Origin of the sequence: Enterobacter sp. SECR19-1250 (assembly GCF_013391025.1) — a bacterium.
In the GTDB taxonomy this organism is placed as follows: Bacteria; Pseudomonadota; Gammaproteobacteria; order Enterobacterales; family Enterobacteriaceae; genus Enterobacter; species Enterobacter cloacae.
Genome location: NZ_JACASJ010000201.1, coordinates 1 through 3664 on the forward strand (window position 1 = coordinate 1; position 3664 = coordinate 3664).

Below are 3664 nucleotides of genomic sequence, written 5' to 3' on the forward strand. Positions count from 1 at the left end.
ACAACCCGCTACGGGGGAGACTTACCCGAAATCTGATTTATTCAACAAAGCCATTCAGACCTGATATCATTGAGATAGATGCATATCGGTTTACTAAAGAATCTACTGAGGCTTTTAATTTATGCTCCTACTCAGGTCAAAAAGTAATCAATAAAAAAATGGATTTGATGCCTGTGTTTGAGTTCAATCAATGGTATGTTTGGGGTAGAATTTACAGTAAAAAAATTATTAGCTTTGAATACTTTGAAGATGGGCGAAGATATGAAGATATAATGTTTACTCCTTATCTTTATCTTAAGGCAAAGGTTATTTATAGCATAAACAAACCATTGATTGGTTATAGACACACTCCTAATAGTATAACTAAGAGCGTAAAAGAATGTGATTATCTTGATATAATATACGCATTGCAAAAGTTTAAGAAATATACAAATAAACAGGTTGATACCGATATAAAAATCCTTTTGCTTAATTCGAGAGTACGTACATTTAGTTATCTCAAATTTATTAGTAACAATGTTTACGGATACTTTAAAACTTTAGAACAAACAAAACTCATTGCAAACGACATTTTAAATGATAACAGTTCTGTGGATGTAAAATATAGAATAAAACGGTCAAAATTGTTAACTATAAGATATTATCGCATGTCAAGTACATTTTCATGGTTAAAAAAGAAATTAAACACCCTATTCAATTCATAATTTTCTTTTTGTATATGTAAAGCCATTAAATCTAGAGTTTATTAAATGAAAAATAAAAAGATTTGTCTCTTTATTAATGCCCTGCATAATTCCGGTGGTACAGAAAGAATTATCACTCTATTGGCAAACGGACTTACAAATATTGACTATGAGGTCCACATTGTAACAATACTGAAAACTAGCGAACCTTTTTTTCAGTTAAACGATAAAATTAATTTAGTAAGTTTATGTAACCATGAATCATTAACTTCAGAATTGGAAAGATTAAAGATAATTTTTGCACTTCGAAAATACTTAAAGAGTAATGAAATAAAAACTATAATTGCGGTTGATTCATTATTATGTATATATTCTTTACCGGCTGTGCTATTCACTAATATTCGTCATATATGCTGGGAACATTTTAATTTTAAAATTGATCTTGGGGTAAAAGCACGTAGATTAGCAAGGCAGTTATCTGGATTGCTTTCAGATGAAATAGTTGTATTGAGCGAAAAAGATAAAAAATATTGGCAAGAAAAGTTATTGTTTAAAAAAAGCAAATTACGGGTTATCTATAATGCCTCGCAGTTTCATATCACTAATAACGATTATCCTGCTGACAGCAAGAATATAATAAGCGTAGGAAGATTAACAGATCAAAAGGGCTTTGATCTTCTTTTACAGGCTTGGAAAAAGGTTCACAATGAATTTCCCGATTGGACTTTAACAATTATTGGGAGTGGTCCTAAAAAAGATAGTTTAGAACAATTAGCAACAAAATTGAGTTTAAACAAGTCGATAAAATTCATTGCTGCTACACAAAATATTACTGATTACTATCAAAGTTGCGGTTTTTTATGTCTTCCGTCCAGGTATGAAGGATTTGGTTTGGTTCTCATTGAAGCTATGTCTTTTGGCGTTCCAGCGATTGCATTCGATTGTGATTGTGGGCCTTCTGAAATATTAGATATGGAAAACGGGATTTTAGTACCAAATGAGAACATTAAAATATTCGCTGAATCTCTGAGATTAATGATTAGTCAAAAAAGTTTAAGAGTAAATATGTCCAATAATGCTAAATTAAAGGCTAATGCTTTTACAAGTGAAAAATTCACAGAATGCTGGGATAGTGTATTGAGAAATGAGAAATTATAATGTATTGGATTATTTTCTTAACCTTTCAGTTCATATGTGTTTTATTAAGCTGGCAACTGCCGTTTTTAAAAAAAATCATTTTTACCTTAATGATTTTTATATTGATGTTTTTTATGATAGATGGGTATTTTAACGGTATTGATTGGGTTAATTATTACTATGGCTTTATTACTTATACAGATGTAATGGATTATCTTTCATCATATGAACCTTTATTTGGCTCTGAGATTTTTATCCTGAAATATTTGTTTACTGATTTCTATTTATCTATAGCAATGTACTATTTTATATTATCGGTATTACTGTATTTCGCTATAATAAAACTAAGAGGGTTGTTTGACTTTAATATATGCCTGTTCGTCTTCTTGTTAATCGTAATCAATGGTATAGATCTATTTAATGATCAAATTAGACAAGCAATGGCATTTGCTATATCTATATTTGCTTTTCTTAAATTATTAAAAAATGAGAAAACTAGATTTATTATTATTGCATTTTTAGCTGTTTGTTTCCATTTTTCTGCCATTGTGGTTTTATTATTTTATCCTCTGGTAACGAAAAATAAAAAAAAGTGTTATTTTCTTTGGTGGCTGTGCTGCATTTTGTATAGTAATACTTAGTCTTTCGAATGAACTATTTTCAAATGTAATATCTTTATTTGGAGCGCCTGGGGCTGTTATCTCAGCAAAAATCAAAGTATATTTTTCAAAATTCGAACCAACATTCGGCTTGCTCGCTATTGTCAATTTATTGATCATATTTAGATATTTCGTAGCAACGAAATATGAAACAGAAATTGAACGCATTCTTTGGAATGGAAGTTTTATTGCTTCTTTATTGCATTTGTCATTTTATTTTTTCCCAATACTGCATCGTTTAAATCCGTACTTTAATCTATTCTATTGTTTACTTTCTGCATATTACCTGCGTAGTTTAATAAGATTGTTAACAATAAATAGGATTGTAAATTACTTATCTATATTATTAATTATCGCCTCTGTGAATATTTCCTATTTTAATGATCCTGCTAGGCCTGAAAACTACAGGGGATACACATTAGATTATTTGCTCGGGTATTATGATATCGATAAAGATAAAATTAAAAGATGTAACTCATTTATTACAGATGTTCCTTTTTGTCGGTGGTAATTTATGAAAGTTGTTTTTTCCTCAAATACGGCATGGTATCTTTATAACTTTAGGAAAGGTACAATAAAAAAATTTATTGAAAAAGGATACGAGGTTTTTATTATAGCACCTACTGATAAATATTCATATCAGTTAAAAGAATTAGGCTGTAAAATTAATCATTTATATATACGTAGCAATTCACTAAATCCAGGTCATGATATTGTCACATTAGTGCATTTATTATCGTTATACATTAAAATAAAACCTAGTATTATTTATAACTTTACACCAAAGATTAATATATACAGTTCTCTTGTTTCATATTTTTTCCCTAGAGTGAAAGTCGTTAATAATATTGCTGGATTAGGCACGGCCTTCATTAATGAAGGTATGAAAAAAAAATTGTTAAGTAATTTATATAAAATTTCACAGAAAAGAGCAGATTTTGTTTTTTTTCAAAATAATGAGGATCATAACTATTTTGTCAAGGAAAAAATAGTTTGCGAGGCTAAAACTAAACGAATTTTAGGTTCTGGTGTTAATTTGGAGTTTTTTAAACCTACAAAAATAACTAAAGAAGAACATATTAAATTTTTACTTGTGGCCAGATTGATTGAACAAAAAGGTATTAGGCTATATGGGCTTTGTTGAATAAATCAGATTTCGGGTAAGTCTCCCCCGTAGCGGGTTGT

At 29.3% G+C, this 3664-nt stretch carries 4 protein-coding genes; all 4 read left to right on the forward strand.

The window, feature by feature from the left end:
• Positions 1–704: hypothetical protein (locus HX884_RS25615; RefSeq protein WP_218620144.1), on the forward strand; the 704-nt coding region annotated here is incomplete at its 5' end.
• Positions 705–749: 45 nt separating this feature from the next.
• On the forward strand, positions 750–1841 hold the full coding sequence (locus HX884_RS25620) for a glycosyltransferase family 4 protein (protein WP_058681407.1): 1092 nt from the start codon (positions 750–752) through the stop codon (positions 1839–1841).
• Complete coding sequence (locus HX884_RS25625) at positions 1841–2461, forward strand: EpsG family protein (protein ID WP_178328984.1); 621 nt, start codon at positions 1841–1843, stop codon at positions 2459–2461. The genes HX884_RS25620 and HX884_RS25625 overlap by 1 nt, the downstream gene beginning before the upstream one ends.
• Positions 2462–2993: 532 nt before the next feature.
• Positions 2994–3623 (forward strand): glycosyltransferase, encoded by a 630-nt coding sequence (locus tag HX884_RS25635; RefSeq protein ID WP_178328985.1) that lies wholly within the window; start codon positions 2994–2996, stop codon positions 3621–3623.
• Positions 3624–3664 lie beyond the last annotated feature (41 nt).

What these genes read in the sequence shown, in the direction of transcription:
- HX884_RS25635 (WP_178328985.1), top strand. Translation starts at nt 2,994, where the DNA reads ATGAAAGTTGTTTTTTCCTCAAATACGGCATGGTATCTTTATAACTTT.
- HX884_RS25625 (WP_178328984.1), top strand. Translation starts at nt 1,841, where the DNA reads ATGTATTGGATTATTTTCTTAACCTTTCAGTTCATATGTGTTTTATTA.
- HX884_RS25620 (WP_058681407.1), top strand. Translation starts at nt 750, where the DNA reads ATGAAAAATAAAAAGATTTGTCTCTTTATTAATGCCCTGCATAATTCC.